Here is a 14,849-nt window from a genome sequence, read left to right on the forward strand (position 1 = left end):
GTTAGGTGTGGGTTCCTGTGTCGGTATTTTATCTGCGAACCAGGGAAGGGGTGTCTTATGAGCAGTGTCTCGTAAATTTTAGGAAGTAGAAAGTTTTTGTGGATTAGACAATCCTTATTGTACCTTTGGACCGAAAAACGGTTTTAGTCTATAAGATATGAGTGATAAAGACGAAAGTATAAAGGCAGAGATTCTGGAACAGGCTCAGAAGCTTTTCAGGCACTATGGCTTGGCTAAAACCACTATGGAGGATATTGCCAAAGCGGCAGGAAAGGGAAAAAGTACGCTATACTATTACTATAAAAGCAAAGATGAAATCTTTGACGAAGTAGTAACAAAAGAGATGAACGAGGTTTTCCGTATCCTGCAAGAGGAAGTAGGAAAGGTGCAGACCGCTGAAGAGAAGTTGTTTACTTTTAGCCTTACCAAGTTTAAGATATTAAAAGAAAGAGCTAATCTGTTTAAGGTGATTCGAGGTGATATCGAGGCTAATATGCAGCGGTTGCTAGAACTTAACAGAAGGTTTGAGGCAAGGGAGATTAGTTTAGTACGGGGAGTATTAAGGTATGGGCTGGAGAGTGGAGAGTTTGCGCAATATGCTGCTGAGGATATCGATACCTTGGCATTTGCTATGGTGTGCTCGTTTAGAGGTATCGAGGTAGGCTTGTTGGTAGAGGATAAGTTTGCAGACTTTGAGGGTAGAATGGAGGTTCTTCATAATATCACAATGCGAGGTTTAAAAGCCTAAAATTTTTTTGCCATACTTTAGACCGAAATACGAATTTGGTCTAACAGGTTTGACTTTTTTTCCTTGATGCTTTTGTTAGATATCACACGATTAGGGACAATCACAATAAAGGCTATTACTATAATGTGGTGTAGGACAAGCAGTGTTGGAACAAACATTATAGGAGGCTGGAAATAACAAAGTTAGCTTCTGTTACGTCATTGCTTTATAATAATTTAATAATTATTAATATTCTGCTATTTTATGGAATAATAAATTATTAATTTAGGTATAAAATCAATTTATTTATAAGACAGATGGGCAAAATACTACAATATAAAATTCTGGCCCGCGAAAAAAGTGCTGCATATCACGCAGCCGAAAGAGCACAGGCACAGGGAGCGTACCCTTACTTCAGGTCTATCGAGTCTGCGCAGGACACGGAAGTAATTATCGGGGGAAAGAAGGTGCTGATGTTCGGGTCGAATGCCTATCTGGGACTTACGAATCATCCCAAAGTCAAGGAGGCTGCCATGAAGGCCATCGAGCTGTACGGTACGGGCTGCGCCGGATCCCGCTTTCTGAACGGCACCCTGGACATACACCTGGAGCTGGAAAGCAGGCTCGCTGAGTTTGTGGGCAAGGACGCGGCCATCGTGTTCAGCACTGGCTATCAGGTAAATCTGGGGGTTATCTCAAGCCTCACGGGCCGTAACGATTATATTATCCTGGACGAGTACAACCATGCCTCTATCATAGACGGGAGCCGCCTTTCCTTCTCCAAGGTGCTTAAGTACCGGCACAACGACATGCAGGACCTGGAGCAGAAGCTCAGCAAACTTCCTGCAGATGCCATCAAGCTGATCGTGGTGGATGGCGTGTTCAGCATGGAGGGGGATATTGTGAGGCTGCCCGAGTTGGTAGCGCTGGCAGAGCGCTATGGTGGCAGCATCATGGTGGATGACGCACACGGGCTTGGGGTAATAGGAGACAGGGGAGCGGGTACCGCCTCCCACTTCGGCCTTACCGACCAGGTGGACCTGATCATGGGCACGTTCAGCAAGTCATTGGCCTCGTTGGGAGGTTTTATCGCCAGTGACCATGACACCATTCAGTACCTGAAGCACCACGCCCGGTCGCTGATCTTTAGCGCCAGTATGTCGCCTGCATCTGTCGCCAGCACCCTGGCTGCCCTTGAGGTGATTCAGAGCGAACCGGAGCGGATAGCGCAGCTTTGGGCAAACACGAATTATGCGCTGGAGCTCCTGGAGGCAGCTGGTCTGGAGCTGGGGCCGACCGAGACTCCGATCATACCTATCTACGTGCGAGACAATGACCGTACCTTCCAGGTGACAAAGGTGCTGCAGGACAGGGGAATTTTTGTAAACCCGGTTGTGGCTCCTGCCGTGCCTGCAGACTCCACCCTTATCAGGCTCTCTATCATGGCCACCCATACTTTCAGCCAGATAGAGGAGGCAGTTGGCAAAATATCGGATGCATTCAGATTGATCGGAGTTAACCCTAGCTATGAAGCAAGTCCTGCCAGTTAATACTAAGCAGCGGCTAAAAGCCTTCATTGACTTTCCGCATGAGCTGTATAGGAATGATCCATACTATGTGCCGGAGCTTTACATAGCCCAGGAAGACCTGTTAACCCCAGGCAAGCACCCTTTCCACGAGCATTCTGAGCTGCAGCTGTTTCTGGCGTACCAGGATCAAAGAGTAGTGGGCAGAATTGCCGCTATCCTCAACAACAACCACAATGCCTTTAACAATTGCCAGGATGGCTTCTTTGGTTTTTTTGACTGCGTAGAAGATGGTGAGGTGGCGGGGATGCTGTTCAAGGAGGTGCAGCAGTGGTTGCTGACCAAGGGTGCCAAGAGTATCATAGGGCCTGCGAATTTCTCTACCAACGAGACCTGCGGCTTGTTGGTGGAAGGCTTCGACAGCTCACCGATGGCCATGATGCCCTACAACTTTGCCTATTACATACAGCTGCTTGAGGCGCTCGGCTTCCGGAAAAAAGTGGATCTGCTGGCCTACCAGTTTTTGGGTAAAAACTACAACGAAAGGCCTTACAGGCTGTCTGAGGTAATCAGAAAGAGGCTTGAGAAGAAAGATATCGTCATACGCCCGATCAACCTGAAAAAGTATAAGGAAGAGGCAGAAAAGCTTCGGGAGGTATACAATGCGGCTTGGGACAAGAACTCAGGCTTCGTACCCATGACCCCGAAAGAGTTTGAGCACATGGCTAAAGACCTGAAGCTGATCCTGGACCCTGACTTTTGCCTGGTGGCCGAGCATAGAGGAAAGATAGTTGGTTTCTCGCTGGCCATACCGGACGTTAACCAGATTCTGAAAAAAATTAAAAGGGGCCGCCTATTGCCGACAGGCATATTCAAGTTACTGCTGCAGCGCAAGAAGATCAACGCTGTCAGGATTATTGCCCTGGGCGTGATAGAAGGCTACCGGAAATTGGGCATAGAAGCGGTTTTCTACGGCGCGGCAATGCAAAAGCACCAGGAGAAGAACATGCAGATGGCCGAGGCCTCTTGGGTGCTTGAAAGTAACGTGCTGATGAACCAGGGGCTGCTGAACATGGAGGCAAAACCTTACAAGAGGTACAGAATTTACGAAAAGGCACTATGAAAGAACGAGTACTGATTACCGGGGCAAGTGGCTTTGTAGGCTACCATCTGATTGAGGCGGCGCTTCAGTCTGGCCTGGAGGTACATGCTGCCGTGCGGCCATCCAGTGAGGTGGCACACCTAAAGCCTTTTGATATTCAGTACACCTCGCTCGATTATACAGATGCCGAGGCTTTGGTAGAGGAACTGGAGGAGAAGCAGTATCACTACATCATCCATGCGGCAGGTACTACCAAGGCAAAAAATGCATTGGCTTACACAAGAATAAATGCTGGCTACACTAAGGCCCTGGGCCAAGCGGCAGCCGGAGCAAAAATCCCGCTCAAAAAATTTGTCTTCCTCAGCAGCCTGGCAGCGCTTGGGCCGATTACCTACCAGGACATGAAGCCTATCGATGAGCAAAGTATGGCTAAGCCTGTGACAGACTACGGCAGGAGCAAGCTTCTGGCAGAGAAACATCTTTCAGAGATAGAACGCCTGCCCCTGGTGGTATTAAGACCTACGGCAGTATACGGGCCTCGTGAGAAAGACATTTTCATACTCTTCAAAACGCTCAACAGTGGCCTAGACCCCTACATCAGCAAGCAGGCGCAGCGGCTTAGCTTTATCTATGTAAAGGACCTGGCAAAGGCAGTTATACAGGCTTTGGGGTTGAAGGAACACCATGTAACCTACAACCTGTCTGATGGGAATTGCTACGACCGCTATGCGCTGGCTAATATTACGAAGCGGGTGCTGGGTAAGAAGGCTGTCCGCTTTCATTTGCCGATGATAGTGGTGAGGGTAGTTGCCCAGGTGCTGGAAGCAGCATTTGCGAGTCGAAGTAAAGTACCTGCCCTAAACAAGGAAAAGCTAAACGAGCTTACCGCCGAGAACTGGAACTGCAGCATCGAAAAGATCAGCAAAGAGATGGGCTATGTGCCAGAGTATGACTTAGAAAAAGGGCTGGTACAGACGCTGCAGTGGTATAAGGAAAACAGTTGGTTATAAAGTATAGAAACAAAGTAGTTTTTGATATAAGTAAATATGATGGAATATCAAATTAAGAAACCCGAGGGGCGCCTGGGTATCCTGATTCCTGGACTAGGAGCAGTGGCCACCACTTTTATAGCCGGTGTAGAGGCTATTCGTAAAGGTATCTCACAGCCAATAGGCTCCCTTACCCAGATGGGGCACATACGCCTGGGCAAGCGGACAGAGAATCGCAATCCGCTGATTAAGGACTTTGTGCCACTAGCTAACCTGAACGAGATCGTGTTCGGAGGCTGGGATGTGTACGAGGACAACGTGTATGAGGCGGCCGTAAACGCGAAAGTGCTGGAGCCAGGGCTGCTGCATGCGCTGAAGCCAGAGCTGGAGGCAATCCAGCCGATGAAGGCTGTGTTCGATAAAGCCTACGCCAGGAACCTGGACGGCACTAACGTTAAAGAGGCCGCCACCAAGTATGAGTTGGCCGAGGCGCTGATGGAGGACATGCTGAATTTCAAAGAAGCGAACGAGTGCGACCGCCTGGTAATTGTGTGGTGCGGTTCTACGGAAGTATACACAGAAGTAAGTGATGTACATCAAACAGTGGAGGCTTTCGAGGAAGGTCTGCGCAACAACGATCCACGCATCTCGCCAAGTATGATCTACGCCTATGCCGCCGTGAAAATAGGCGTTCCTTTTGCTAACGGGGCTCCTAACCTTACAGTAGATATTCCTGCCCTTGTGGGGCTATCTAAAGAGAACGGAGTGGCCATCTCTGGTAAGGATTTTAAGACAGGACAAACGCTGATGAAAACTATACTCGCGCCAGGCCTGCAGGCAAGAGCACTGGGCATCAGAGGCTGGTTCTCTTCCAATATTCTGGGTAACCGCGATGGCCTTGTACTGGATGACCCGGAAAACTTCAAGACAAAAGAAGTATCGAAGCTAGGTGTGCTGGAGGATATCCTGCGCCCTGACGACAACCCGGAACTGTACGGGGACATCTACCACAAAGTACGCATCAACTACTATCCTCCTCATGGTGATAACAAGGAGAGTTGGGACAACATCGACATCTTCGGCTGGCTGGGTTACCAGATGCAGATCAAGATCAACTTCCTGTGCCGCGACTCTATCCTGGCAGCGCCTATCGTGCTGGACCTGGCCCTGTTCACAGACCTGGCGCAGCGCGCGGGCATGAGCGGTATCCAGGAGTGGATGTCTTTCTATTACAAGTCGCCTCAGACAGCTGAAGGCCTGCGCCCGGAGCACGACATCTTTAAGCAGCTGACAAAACTGCAGAACACACTGCGCCACATGATGGGCGAGGACCTGATCACGCACCTGGGCCTGGATTATTATCAGGATCTGGTAGAGTCGCTTTAGAAAGTAAGATGATAACAGTACACAAACTTGTTTCCACCAGCCTGGGCATTGGTTATATAGGCAGAGGAGGAGGTACAGTAGCCGCTGTGATGGCCTGCCTTTGCCTGTACCTAATGCATATGGCTGGTGGGAGCCAGCTTGTTTGGTGGCTGCCTGCAGTTACTGTATTACTAACAGCCTTGGGTGTATGGTCTGCAGATGAGGTGGAGCCGCACTGGGGCAAAGACGATAAAAAAGTGGTGATAGACGAGGTGGCGGGCATGTACATCAGCTTATTGCTTATACCTGTCACACCCGGCTCTCTCATTGCTGGTTTAGTTTTATTTCGGTTTTTCGATATCGTAAAGCCGCTTTACATCAGAAGACTGGAGAAAGTAGGTGGAGGCTTAGGCGTAATGCTGGACGACGTAGTAGCGGGCGTTTACGCAAACATTGTTTTACAAACACTTCTTTATTTCAAGATACTCTAATGCTCACCTTCGTCAAGGCGCAGGCTGCTTCTATAGCTGCTTCTGCTGTCGATTTTCTGGTGACGATCATCGCTGTGGAGCTGTTCGGCCTCTGGTATGTAGCCGGTACAGTCATGGGCACAGTTTCAGGTGGAATAACGCATTTTATGTTGGGTAGGACCTGGGTGTTTAGAGCCGCAGACAAAAGCATTCCGAGGCAGGCAATAAAGTATTTTTTGGTTTGGAAAGGAAGCTTACTGCTCAATGCCACAGGCGTTTACCTGATTACCCACTATGGAGGGATAAACTACATATACTCTAAGATCTTTATGTCTCTGCTAGTCGGGTTTTTCTATAACTACATCATACAAAAGAAGTATGTTTTCCGATAAACACATACATAATCAGTATTTTAGGTGGTTTATGTGCTTTTTGGTTGTCTACCTTACGCGGACAAGGCTAAACATCTTCAACTTCTTCAGGATAGATGTAGTGAGACGCCTCACATACCTGAATCATCCGAATGTTTCGGATATAGGTATAAGGGGTAGGTTTAAGTTTGACTTCTAAACTAAGGACAGGTATATGAACAAGCAGGCACTACGCAACTCGCTGCAGCAGGGGATATACACCGTTATCAACCCTTTCGTAAGGCTTTTGATTAAGATCGGGTTCACCCCGAACGCTGTTACCACCACAGGCCTGATCCTGAACATCGGAGTGGCGGCTGTCTTTATCTGGGGGGGCGAAACAAGCAACAGGGGAGAGCTGGAGTATGTCGGCTGGGCGGGTGCCTTGGTGCTTTTCGCCGGTGTGTTCGACATGCTGGACGGGCAGGTGGCCAGGCTGGGCAACATGAAGTCAACCTTCGGGGCCATGTACGACTCGGTGTTGGACCGCTACAGCGAGATGATCATGTTCATGGGCATCTGCTATTACCTGATCGCGCACCATTACCTACTCAGCTCCCTGTTTGCCTTTATTGCCTTGATAGGCTCCATGATGGTGAGCTACACCAGGGCGCGTGGCGAAGGGCTGGGCGTCGAGTGCAAGGGCGGCCTGATGCAGCGTCCGGAGCGGGTGGTGCTGATCGGAGTGTCTGCCATTGCCTGCGGTGTTACTTACTCTTTTGTGGGCCACGATTACAAGGTTTATGTGCCAGGCATTCCGTTCCACATTTTTGAGACCATGTCGGTTTTTACGCTGCCTCTTACGCTGATGGCGGTGCTGACCAATATCACTGCAGTGAACAGGCTGATGGATGCGAAAAGAGCCATGCAGCAGAAAGAGATGGTGACCTTATGATTTTACTAATTACCAAGTGAGAAAAATATATTGTTTGGTGCTGCTGCTGCTCATGTGCGGCAGCCTGTACAGCACAAACGCCTTTGCCAAAGTCAGCAAAACCGAAGCAAAGCAAGACTCCTTGCCTGTACCCAAAGGCATGATGTTTTACGTTCAGCGCGACCCGAATGCAAACACCGTAATTTATGAACTGAACAAGACAGCCCAGGGCTCGCTCGATGAAAATGAGCCCATCCATCCGTTCTGGATCAGGTATGCCGAAGGAGGAGAGCATAAAGAGCTGAACTACATACAGCGTAAGTTTGCCTATGGCCTGAATACAAAGAAGCTGGGGAAAGACAGCTATGAGCTGAAGTTTGTGTGCTACTCCAAACTGGCCCTGTACCTGCGCAAAGGTAATGACGGTGCCTACCATGTGCTTTGTAAGATCAATAATCGGGAGGCTGTGCTGGACCGCATCTTTGTGCGCATTGAGGGCGGTACCTTCTGGGTGCCCAATGTGCTGTATGTGGAGCTGAAAGGCAGGGATGCCGCTACCGGCAAAATGGTGACAGAACGCTTTAAACCCTGATTGTAGCATGAAGAAGAACTTTGTTTCTAACTCGCAGGAGTCGGTGCGGATGTTTAAGTCTGACTGGATGGAAGCACTCTCCAAGGTGCACTACACGGTGCCGCTTTACATCTATGTGCCGGTCATACTGCTGTTGGGCTGGAGCGCCCTGTTTGTGGAGTGCTTATCCATCCCCGCGTTTTTTGGCTATGCTGCACTGGGGCTGTTTGTCTGGACCCTCACAGAGTATGTGCTGCACCGCTTCGTGTTTCACTTTGTGCCAAAGGCCAAGTGGGCACTGCGCCTGCACTTCATCTTCCACGGGGTGCACCACGACTACCCGAACGATGCGAAGCGGCTCGTGATGCCCCCTTCGGCCAGTATACCGATGGCCTTGACTTTATACCTGCTCTTCTCGCTGTTGCTCTCAGGAGGGGCGCTGCATGCCTTCTTTGCGGCTTTCCTGGTGGGATACCTGTTCTACGACATTTCCCACTATGCGCTGCACCACTTCAACTTTAAGAGCGAGTTCTGGAAAAAATTGAAAAAGCACCACATGCTGCACCACTACTCCGACCACACAAAAGGATACGGTGTCAGTTCTGCCCTATGGGACAAGATATTTGGATCTGATTTTGACAAAAGATAGGATGCGTGTTACTACTGCGCCGGCAGGGGAGAGGAAAGGTGTATCGCGCAGAAGCGTGCTGGCTCTGGCGGCACTGTCGGTTGGCTACCTGCTGCTCTCATACGTGCTGGTGGGGTTCAAAACCGACCAACTGGTGCTGGTGGGGCTGGCCAACCTTTTATACTTTCTCTCGCCCGTCACCCGAAAATTCATCACGGGCTTCTCCACTTTCATCTTTTTTTGGATCCTGTATGATTACATGAAGGCTTTCCCGAACTACTGGTTCAATCCGGTACATATCCAGGACCTGTACAATGCGGAAAAAGCAGTTTTCGGCATTCAAAAAGGAGATGATGTGCTTACGCCAAATGAGTTCTGGCTGCAGCACGGCCACCCTTTCCTGGACGTGATGAGCGGTGCCTTCTACCTGACATGGATCCCGGTGCCCCTTGCGTTTGCTGCCTTCCTTTTCTTCTGGGACAGGAGGCAGTTTGTATACTTCTCGCTTACCTTTTTGCTCGTGAACCTGCTGGGCTTTGTCGTGTACTACCTTTACCCTGCGGCTCCGCCCTGGTATGTGCAGCTGCACGGTTTCGACTTTATCGCAGGTACACCCGGGAACACGGCAGGCTTGGTACGCTTCGACGAGTTCTTCGATATAACCGTCTTCAGCTCGCTGTATGCCAAGGGGTCTAATGTGTTTGCTGCCATGCCCTCGCTGCACTCAGCCTACCCGCTCATCGTTTTCTACTACGCGCTCAGAAACAACTTAGGAGCAGTGTCGAAGGTCCTGTTCGGCATCATCACAGCAGGTGTCTGGTTTGCTGCAGTTTATACCTCCCATCACTATGTGCTGGATGTGCTGGCAGGTATCGCGTGCGCCTCTTGCGGCATCCTGCTCTTCAATTGGCCTCTTGCCAGAAAAGGAGGATTCAGTAAGGCTGTAGACAAACTGGTTTTAGCGATCAAGTAGTTGATTATTTTATACTTAATAGTGCCCGTAGCTTTGAAGGGGCTGCGGGTTTTATTGGTATGAACTTAGACTTGAAAACAATTCTGGTCTAGAAGTATTATTTAAACCTGACATACACTTATATACTGGAGAAATGAAAAAGCATTCCTTTCTTTTACTAGTCCTCACTCTATTCCTGACAGCTTGTGAGGAAGTTTTTGAGTACCACCCTAATCAAATCAGGCTTAACGACAGTGAGCTTGGTTTAACGGCACGCAACGTGGAGAAGATTCGGCAGCAGAACCCGGATGATACCGTTCGGATAGTTGTGATGGGGGATACGCAGCGTTTTTATGACAGTGCAGAGAAGTTCGTGAAAGCAGCCAACAAACTCAAGAACATAGACTTTGTGATGCACCAGGGGGATATCTCGGACTTCGGAATGACGCAGGAGTTCAGGTGGGTGCATGACATCATGAAGAACCTGCGGTTCCCCTACCTGACGGTTATAGGCAACCATGATCTGCTGGCAAATGGCAAGAAAGTATACCAGCAGATGTACGGCGACCTGAATTATAGTTTCGTTTATGGGCAAGTCAAATTCATTTTCCTGGATACCAATGGCAGGGAATACGACTTCAACGGGATAGTGCCCGACATTACGTGGCTACAGGCTCAGCTTGCCCATACTCCGGAGTCGGACTGGCAGCAGGCCGTCATTGTTTCCCACATGTCCCCATTCGGCGGTGACTATGACAGCAGGCTGAGCATACCCTTTCAGCAGACGCTGGAGCAGAGTGGCCGTGTTCATCTTAGCCTGCATGGCCACGAGCATAACTGGCAGACTATAGAGCAAGAGGCAAGCGACATCACTTATCACATTACAACTTCCACCAACAACAGGGGCTTTTCTTATGTAGAGATCTGGAATGGTGGGTTCCGCATCAAAAGAATTCATTACTAATATGAGAACTTGGAAGTATAAATTTCTCCTGGCTGCGCTGCTCTCCTTCCTGACCGAAAGTGTGTACAGCCAACACACCGACTCCTCTGCCTTCCACATCAAAGCACAGTTTGCCGGTGAGCTTGGTTTGGTGTCGCTGGGGGTGGGGAAGGAGTTTCTGCAGGATAAACTAGATGCGGATGTTTTTGTGGGTTACCTGCCGGAAGGTTTTGGCGGCGAGCAGCTGGTAACTGCGGCTTTGAAACTGGCTTATGTGTCTTTCGAGGCTGTGCAACTCGAGGCTTTAGATTGGCACCCGCTCAGAACAGGCCTGCAGTTAGGCTATACCTTCGGAGATGATTACTTTGCCTTCGAGCCTCGTGATAAGTACCCGAAAGGCTACTACGGCTTTTCCACTGCTTTTCATCTCTACTACTTCCTGGGAGGTGAGGTCGAGTTTGCAAGGGTAAAGCACCTGGAAAAGTTCGGGCTGTACTATGAAACAGGTGCTCTGGGGAAATACCTTGTCTCGTACATAAAAAACCCAAAGTACTTAAGCCCGGGAAAGGTGTTCCACCTGGCATTGGGCATCAAATTATCTTTATAACAGAATTCGCTAACATGAACAAAAAGATAGATACATCTGCATTGAATGCAAGAGCTCTGCACAAACTTACGCAGCTCAGTCAGGACGACTACCAGGCATTCCTGTACGACTGCGATGGCACTTTAGCCGACAACATGCAGGCGCATAAAGACACCTATGTAAAGGTAGCTGCCGACAAGGGAGTGAAAATTGATCCTGCCATTGTAGATGAGTTTGCCGGCCTGCCCATCCCAGCCGTTGTAGAACAGATAAATAAAAGGTATGGCAGCGAGTTTGACCCGATAGCGTTCGAGAAGCTAAAGTCAGACCTCTTCTATAATGAGTTTATAGCGCATACAATACCGGTTCAGTTTGTTGTGGACCACTTGGTGGCGCATGCCGGTAGTATGAAAATAGGTGTGGTATCTGGAGGTTCCAGAAAGATGATTCAGAAGACACTGGAAGTTTTGGGCATTTCAAACTTAGTGGAGGTGCTGGTTTGTGCTGGCGATACGCCTCATGGTAAACCTCACCCCGATCCCTTCCTGGCAGCGGCAGAGCAACTTGGCGTTGCCCCGGAAAAATGCCTTGTCTTTGAGGACGGTGAGCCAGGCGTACAGGCAGCCGAGGCAGCAGGAATGAAATGGATCAGGGTAGATAAAATATAGTAAGCTCTTGCAAGGTTTTGTGATGGCGATAAACTAGTGCTGATAACAGAATAAAGATGGTCTGAATAATATATGGGTTTACTAAAAAAGAAGACTATCTACAAGGGAAGTGATTTGGTGGTTGAGTATACAAACTGGATGTAAATTCTTACAGGCTTATGCCCAGTCCCTGTTTAAGATAAAACTCAAGCAAAAGTCCCATCAAGGTGATGTTATTTAAGTATAAATGTGCAGCAGCCTGTCAGGTCAGATCCAGAAATGGCTAGCTTCATGCATAGGATTTATCGGGATAAAGTAGATCCCCCAACTTCAGAAAAATTTTAGTAACGTTCAAAACTACAACCTGCCAAAACTTCTCAAGATTTCACCGAAATATCCCATATCTTTGCGGCTTTAATTTAAAGCATATGATTTCAGTAGACGCAGTTGCGGTAGAATTTAATGGAGCAGCGCTCTTTAGCAATGTTACCTTCAACATTAACGAAAATGACCGGATTGCCTTGATGGGTAAGAATGGAGCGGGAAAGTCTACCTTGTTAAAAGTTATTGCCGGTGTAAATAAGCCTACCAGAGGGAAAGTTTCAGCTCCAAAAGAAGCCGTTATTGCTTATCTGCCGCAGCACCTGCTTACTGACGACGACTGTACTGTGTTTGAGGAGGCTTCCAAAGCTTTTTCCAAGATTTTGGATATGAAAAAGCAAATGGACTACCTCAATAGTGAGCTGGAGACACGCACAGATTATGAGTCTGACGAGTACTATGCCATTATAGAGCAGGTATCAGAACTGAGCGAGAAATATTATTCCGTAGAGGAAATAAACTATGATGCTGAGGTTGAAAAGACATTAAAAGGCCTCGGTTTCTCCAGAGAGGATTTCCACCGTCCAACAACAGAGTTTAGCGGTGGCTGGCGCATGCGCATTGAACTCGCCAAAATACTGTTGCAACAGCCTGACCTGATTCTTCTGGATGAGCCTACCAATCACCTGGACATCGAATCGATTCAGTGGCTGGAGGACTTCCTTGTGAACAATGCGAAGGCGGTTATGGTGATCTCGCACGACAAAGCTTTTGTCGATAACATTACCAACCGTACCATTGAGGTTACCATGGGTCGTATTTACGATTACAAGGTGAACTATAGCCAATACCTGCAGCTGCGCCAGGAGCGTCGTGAGCAACAGCAAAAGCAGTATGAAGACCAGCAAAAAGAGATAGCAGAAATCACTGCCTTTATAGAGCGGTTCAAGGGTACCTACTCGAAAACGCTGCAGGTTCAGTCACGGGTGAAAATGCTGGAGAAAATGGAAATCATTGAGGTGGATGAGGTGGATACCTCTGCGCTTAACCTTAAGTTTCCACCGGCTCCTCGCTCGGGTAATTATCCTGTAATTGTGGAGAGACTTACCAAGAAGTATGGAGACCATACAGTATTTCAGGACGTTTCATTAACTATCAACCGTGGTGAGAAGGTAGCTTTTGTAGGTAAAAACGGGGAGGGTAAGTCTACGCTGATCAAGGCCATTATGGGGGAGATTGACTATGGCGGAAATCTTCAGCTGGGACACAACAGCATGATTGGGTACTTTGCTCAGAACCAAGCCTCTCTACTTGATGAGAGCCTGACGGTGTTCCAGACGATCGACGAGATAGCAGTTGGTGACGTTCGCACAAAGGTTAAGGACCTGTTAGGTGCTTTCATGTTCAGTGGCGAAACGGTTGAGAAGAAAGTGAAGGTGCTTTCTGGTGGTGAGAAAACTCGCCTGGCCATGATTAAACTTCTGCTGCAGCCTGTTAATCTCTTGATTCTGGATGAGCCTACAAACCACCTGGACATTAAAACAAAGGGAATTCTGAAAGATGCCCTGAAGGCTTTTGATGGAACAATCATTCTTGTGTCTCACGACAGGGACTTCCTGGATGGCTTAGCTTCCAAAGTGTTCGAGTTTGGTAACAAGCGTATTCGGGAGCACTTTGAGGATATTAACGGCTTCCTGCGCAACAAGAAGCTGGAGAACCTGCGCGAAATAGAGCGAACTGCTGTAAAGTAGTCAACAAAGGGAAGGGGATTGTCATGTTGGACTGGCTCTTAAGGCCACAAAACCTAATTAATCTTATTCCTTCCTTTCTTCTCTTTTAACTCAAGTTAGAATATAAACTCAAACATAGGATAACCTAAGGTCTTGTACCATGGCACGTCCTTCCAGAAAAGGAAGGGAGGACGTGCATACAGTTGATGTTATCTAGTACTTATATGCCGCCGCCACAAACCACACTAGCGAGGGTTGCCCTAAGAGGGGGTAGATGGTCTGGTGCAGTCCTTGCCGTAGCTGTACATCCTTTTTTCTTCCAGTAAGCTACATTTTTATATACCCCGAGTATACTTTGCTGCGCAGCTGAGGCATAAACTTTATGATATTAGGAAGCCTTCAGCAGTTATTTAATTAGACACTGAGGGAGCGGTATATCCCCCCTAAGTCTTTATAGAATACCCCTGCCATTGTTTTTCTGGTAAAAAGCTATCTTTGAGACGAACATATCGGCCATTTTCTCTGCCCGCCACTTTGCCTCTGTCGCTTTCTCTCCGGAAAAAAGCTCATCTATAGTGGTAAAGAAGAGCACGAGCCACCGCTCAAAGTGCTCAACGCCCACTGGTAAGGTAATGTGCTTAGCACCGGGTCTGCCTTGGTAAGTATACTGCTCCAACAGCACAGTTTGCCAAAAGCGGTACATTGTATCCAGGTGCTTTGGCCACCTGTCTTCAATTCTTTCTTCAAAAACAGGCCCGAGCATTTTATCAGCTCTTACACGGGTGTAGAAAGTATCTACCAGTAGCTTGATGTCATCGAGGGTGAGAATGTCCTGTGTTTGTGCCATGTTTTAAAGTATAAATCTTGTCTGAATCAGGATTTACAGGATGTGTTAGAGTGACAAGGCTTGCTGGATGATCTCTTTATCAGCACAGGCCTTTTCGACTAGTTTCTTGTAAACCTTAAGTGGCTGCGTCGGTACATTTATATAAACAGGCAAAACCCATT

The 14,849-nt window shown here is 48.3% G+C and carries 16 protein-coding genes; 15 read left to right on the forward strand and 1 reads right to left on the reverse strand.

Going from position 1 to position 14,849, the window contains the following annotated elements; translation table 11 throughout:
* The first annotated feature begins 157 nt into the window (after positions 1–157).
* From PKOR_RS15440 to PKOR_RS15510, 15 genes are all read left to right on the forward strand, one after another.
* Positions 158–748, forward strand: a complete 591-nt coding sequence (locus PKOR_RS15440) for a TetR/AcrR family transcriptional regulator (protein ID WP_046311895.1) — start codon at positions 158–160, stop codon at positions 746–748.
* Between the two features lie 296 nt (positions 749–1,044).
* On the forward strand, positions 1,045–2,277 hold the full coding sequence (gene spt / locus PKOR_RS15445) for a serine palmitoyltransferase (protein WP_046311897.1): 1,233 nt from the start codon (positions 1,045–1,047) through the stop codon (positions 2,275–2,277).
* Positions 2,255–3,376 (forward strand): GNAT family N-acetyltransferase, encoded by a 1,122-nt coding sequence (locus PKOR_RS15450; protein ID WP_046311899.1) that lies wholly within the window; start codon positions 2,255–2,257, stop codon positions 3,374–3,376. Before spt ends, PKOR_RS15450 begins: the two co-directional genes overlap by 23 nt.
* On the forward strand, positions 3,373–4,365 hold the full coding sequence (locus PKOR_RS15455; RefSeq protein ID WP_046311900.1) for an NAD-dependent epimerase/dehydratase family protein: 993 nt from the start codon (positions 3,373–3,375) through the stop codon (positions 4,363–4,365). Before PKOR_RS15450 ends, PKOR_RS15455 begins: the two co-directional genes overlap by 4 nt.
* A 36-nt stretch (positions 4,366–4,401) precedes the next feature.
* Complete coding sequence (locus PKOR_RS15460) at positions 4,402–5,730, forward strand: inositol-3-phosphate synthase (protein WP_200897378.1); 1,329 nt, start codon at positions 4,402–4,404, stop codon at positions 5,728–5,730.
* A gap of 8 nt (positions 5,731–5,738) precedes the next feature.
* The gene (locus PKOR_RS15465) at positions 5,739–6,200 is read left to right on the forward strand and encodes a phosphatidylglycerophosphatase A family protein (RefSeq protein ID WP_046311902.1); all 462 of its coding nucleotides are present in this window, start codon (positions 5,739–5,741) and stop codon (positions 6,198–6,200) included.
* A complete protein-coding gene (locus tag PKOR_RS15470) occupies positions 6,200–6,571 on the forward strand; it encodes a GtrA family protein (protein WP_046311903.1) in 372 nt (123 codons plus the stop codon). The genes PKOR_RS15465 and PKOR_RS15470 overlap by 1 nt, the downstream gene beginning before the upstream one ends.
* Positions 6,572–6,764: 193 nt before the next feature.
* Entirely contained in the window at positions 6,765–7,484 is a 720-nt protein-coding gene (locus PKOR_RS15475) for a CDP-alcohol phosphatidyltransferase family protein (protein WP_046311905.1), read from the forward strand.
* A 16-nt stretch (positions 7,485–7,500) separates the two neighbouring features.
* Entirely contained in the window at positions 7,501–8,055 is a 555-nt protein-coding gene (locus PKOR_RS15480) for a DUF4833 domain-containing protein (protein WP_052738890.1), read from the forward strand.
* Positions 8,056–8,062: 7 nt separating this feature from the next.
* Complete coding sequence (locus tag PKOR_RS15485) at positions 8,063–8,683, forward strand: sterol desaturase family protein (protein WP_046311907.1); 621 nt, start codon at positions 8,063–8,065, stop codon at positions 8,681–8,683.
* 1 nt (position 8,684) lies between these two features.
* A complete protein-coding gene (locus PKOR_RS15490) occupies positions 8,685–9,635 on the forward strand; it encodes a phosphatase PAP2 family protein (protein WP_046311908.1) in 951 nt (316 codons plus the stop codon).
* Between the two features lie 133 nt (positions 9,636–9,768).
* Complete coding sequence (locus PKOR_RS15495) at positions 9,769–10,578, forward strand: metallophosphoesterase family protein (protein WP_046311909.1); 810 nt, start codon at positions 9,769–9,771, stop codon at positions 10,576–10,578.
* A 1-nt stretch (position 10,579) separates the two neighbouring features.
* Positions 10,580–11,164: a hypothetical protein gene (locus tag PKOR_RS15500; RefSeq protein ID WP_046311911.1), complete on the forward strand. Its 585-nt coding sequence runs from the start codon at positions 10,580–10,582 to the stop codon at positions 11,162–11,164.
* A gap of 14 nt (positions 11,165–11,178) precedes the next feature.
* Positions 11,179–11,811, forward strand: coding sequence for an HAD family hydrolase (locus PKOR_RS15505; protein WP_046311913.1), 633 nt, complete (start codon positions 11,179–11,181; stop codon positions 11,809–11,811).
* Between the two features lie 407 nt (positions 11,812–12,218).
* The gene (locus PKOR_RS15510) at positions 12,219–13,862 is read left to right on the forward strand and encodes an ABC-F family ATP-binding cassette domain-containing protein (RefSeq protein WP_046311914.1); all 1,644 of its coding nucleotides are present in this window, start codon (positions 12,219–12,221) and stop codon (positions 13,860–13,862) included.
* A 430-nt stretch (positions 13,863–14,292) separates the two neighbouring features.
* On the opposite strand, the gene PKOR_RS15515 is transcribed toward PKOR_RS15510, so the two are convergent.
* Positions 14,293–14,688, reverse strand: a complete 396-nt coding sequence (locus tag PKOR_RS15515; protein ID WP_046311916.1) for a group III truncated hemoglobin — start codon at positions 14,686–14,688, stop codon at positions 14,293–14,295.
* Between the last annotated feature and the right edge of the window lie 161 nt (positions 14,689–14,849).

Source organism: Pontibacter korlensis (assembly GCF_000973725.1).
GTDB classification, from domain to species: Bacteria; Bacteroidota; Bacteroidia; order Cytophagales; family Hymenobacteraceae; genus Pontibacter; species Pontibacter korlensis.

Excerpts from the sequence above, each read along its gene's own strand:
- PKOR_RS15490 (WP_046311908.1), top strand. The coding sequence starts at position 8,685 with ATGCGTGTTACTACTGCGCCGGCAGGGGAGAGGAAAGGTGTATCGCGC.
- PKOR_RS15450 (WP_046311899.1), top strand. The coding sequence starts at position 2,255 with ATGAAGCAAGTCCTGCCAGTTAATACTAAGCAGCGGCTAAAAGCCTTC.
- PKOR_RS15465 (WP_046311902.1), top strand. The coding sequence starts at position 5,739 with ATGATAACAGTACACAAACTTGTTTCCACCAGCCTGGGCATTGGTTAT.
- PKOR_RS15470 (WP_046311903.1), top strand. The coding sequence starts at position 6,200 with ATGCTCACCTTCGTCAAGGCGCAGGCTGCTTCTATAGCTGCTTCTGCT.
- PKOR_RS15485 (WP_046311907.1), top strand. The coding sequence starts at position 8,063 with ATGAAGAAGAACTTTGTTTCTAACTCGCAGGAGTCGGTGCGGATGTTT.
- spt (WP_046311897.1), top strand. The coding sequence starts at position 1,045 with ATGGGCAAAATACTACAATATAAAATTCTGGCCCGCGAAAAAAGTGCT.
- PKOR_RS15475 (WP_046311905.1), top strand. The coding sequence starts at position 6,765 with ATGAACAAGCAGGCACTACGCAACTCGCTGCAGCAGGGGATATACACC.
- PKOR_RS15460 (WP_200897378.1), top strand. The coding sequence starts at position 4,402 with ATGATGGAATATCAAATTAAGAAACCCGAGGGGCGCCTGGGTATCCTG.
- PKOR_RS15505 (WP_046311913.1), top strand. The coding sequence starts at position 11,179 with ATGAACAAAAAGATAGATACATCTGCATTGAATGCAAGAGCTCTGCAC.
- PKOR_RS15455 (WP_046311900.1), top strand. The coding sequence starts at position 3,373 with ATGAAAGAACGAGTACTGATTACCGGGGCAAGTGGCTTTGTAGGCTAC.
- PKOR_RS15510 (WP_046311914.1), top strand. The coding sequence starts at position 12,219 with ATGATTTCAGTAGACGCAGTTGCGGTAGAATTTAATGGAGCAGCGCTC.
- PKOR_RS15500 (WP_046311911.1), top strand. The coding sequence starts at position 10,580 with ATGAGAACTTGGAAGTATAAATTTCTCCTGGCTGCGCTGCTCTCCTTC.
- PKOR_RS15495 (WP_046311909.1), top strand. The coding sequence starts at position 9,769 with ATGAAAAAGCATTCCTTTCTTTTACTAGTCCTCACTCTATTCCTGACA.
- PKOR_RS15440 (WP_046311895.1), top strand. The coding sequence starts at position 158 with ATGAGTGATAAAGACGAAAGTATAAAGGCAGAGATTCTGGAACAGGCT.
- PKOR_RS15515 (WP_046311916.1), bottom strand. The coding sequence starts at position 14,688 with ATGGCACAAACACAGGACATTCTCACCCTCGATGACATCAAGCTACTG.